The sequence below is a fragment of the Shumkonia mesophila genome, from assembly GCF_026163695.1.
Classification (GTDB): Bacteria; Pseudomonadota; Alphaproteobacteria; order Rhodospirillales; family Shumkoniaceae; genus Shumkonia; species Shumkonia mesophila.
This window is the reverse complement of record NZ_JAOTID010000045.1, coordinates 1-1,992: the sequence shown is the minus strand read 5'-3', so window position 1 is coordinate 1,992 and position 1,992 is coordinate 1. Positions and strand designations below refer to the sequence as shown.

Sequence of the window (1,992 nt, the reverse complement as noted above, 5' to 3'; positions counted from 1 at the left end):
CAGCCTGCAGGCACGGCGCTGCGAGAGACCGTGCTCCCCAACCAGGCGGAGAGCGGCGGCCCGCCGCGCCGCAGGCGATCTCAGTTTTTTCCTAGGAGATCCTTCAACGCCGCAACGTCCAGCATCGATTCCGCCAGAAGCTTCTTCAGGCGCCGGTTCTCGTCCTCAAGGCTCTTCAGCCGCGCAGCGTCCGACGGCTCCATACCGCCGTACTTCGCCTTCCACCGATAGAACGTCTGTTCGCTGATCCCGTGTCGGCGGCAAACTTCCGCCGTTCTCGCTCCGGCCTCCTGCTCACGCAGAACGCCGATAATCTGCTCCTCGGTAAACCTGCTCTTCTTCATCGTCCGTCTCCTGCTGACGGACTCTCATATCAACTGCGGGAGCCGGTGGGGAGCAGGCCAAAGCCCTTGTTGTTATTGTTTTCCATCTTTTTAACCCCAGTAACGTCTGTTTGTGGGGACGGTTGCTCCGTCCATCTCTTAGTCTTACTGTGTCATAAAGTGCTCATTTCGTAGGATTGGCCGCTGGCAGCATGGGCAGCGGGCCAATCGGCGGGCCAAGGCGCGGGTCAATGTGATGCGCAGGGTGGCGATCGACGTGCGGACATGACGCTCAGGACGAACCGGCGGATCCGCGGGGTCGGTAACCATGGGGTAGGCCAGGCGCCTGGCGGAACGGGACGGATGGTGGTCCTGAGGGGGGAATCAGACTCCTCTCGGTGACGAGGAACCCGTAAGCGGCAATGCACAGGGCGGCGTGATGGTGGAATCCTCGCCACCCTCGGCCTTCATAGTGGCCGAGGCCGAGTTCCTGCTTGAGGTCTTGGAAGTCGCGCTCGATCCGCCAGCGCAACTTGGCCCGGTCGACCAGAGCGGCGAGCGGCATGTCGTCGGGCAAGGTCGAGAGCCAATATTTGGTCGGTTCCGGCGCATCCCCAGGCCATTCGACCAAGAACCATTCTTGCGGACGGGGCTCTTTGCGCAAGGTGTCGCGGTGGGCCGGCCGCAGGCGGACGGCGGCAAAGCGCGATTGCAAAACGGCGTTGCTTCCTTCCCTCCAGGTCACCGTTTGCCAGGCGTCGGCCGGCAAGCCCTCCGCCACGTCCTTGGCGGAATCTGGTTTGTGTTCGCCGCTCCGCTGAACCAGCGATGGTGGCCGGCCGCGCCCGCTCCACGGCTTCGGTGGCAGGGGCTCGGTGCCGGGGGGCCACAGGCTCGTCGATGACTGGATGCCGACGATGTAGGCGAGGCCCAGTTCGGTCAGCCCGGTGCGAAAGGCCGTGTCGATGCCGTAGCCGGCATCCGCCAGCACAACGCCCGGCGGCACGTCGGCGGTCAGCGCCGCCTTGATCTGCGCCAAGGCGATCTGCGGCTTGGTCTGGAAAACGAGATCCTCCGGAACCCCCGCCGCGTGGCGCCGCACCGGGTCGGCCGCCCATGCCTCGGGCAGGTAGAGCCGATAGGCGACGGGCAGGCTCGCATGGTCGTTGGCCACCGACAGCGTCACCGCCACCTGGCAGTTGTCCTGCTTGCCGAGTTGCCCGCAGTATTGCCGCGCCACACCCACCGAATGCACGCCCTTCTTGGGAAAGCCGGTGTCGTCGACGATCCAGGCGCGGAGGGCGCCATGACGCTCAATGGCCGGCAGCGCGACGGCGCGCGCCGCCGACAGAAGTGCCTCCTCCGACCAATCGGCCTTGGCGACGAAATGGTGCAGTGACTGGTGGGCCGCCCCCACCCGCCCCGGCTCTATCCGCGCCGCCATCGGCTCCACGCTCTTGCGCTCTCCCGGCAACAGCAGTCCCAGGCAATAGCCCCGCAACGGCCCCGCCCGGTCGGCATGCTTCACCGCCGAGCAAAGATGCTCGACATAGGCCTCAAATCGCCATTCGCTGCCGCCGCCCGCCTCACGGAGATCCATGCTCACCCCCTATCGAGCAATACGAATCTCCATTCCTACCACAAAATCACGTTTTATGACACAGTAAGA

1 protein-coding gene and 1 pseudogene are annotated in these 1,992 nt (G+C 64.9%); both read right to left on the bottom strand.

The features are described 5' to 3' along the window. Window positions 1–344: pseudogene (locus ODR01_RS25150) on the bottom strand (transposase); the annotation flags it as partial. A gap of 271 nt (window positions 345–615) precedes the next feature. Continuing rightward, window positions 616–1,923, bottom strand: coding sequence for an IS701 family transposase (locus ODR01_RS25145; RefSeq protein ID WP_316980463.1), 1,308 nt, complete (start codon window positions 1,921–1,923; stop codon window positions 616–618). Window positions 1,924–1,992: the final 69 nt, after the last annotated feature.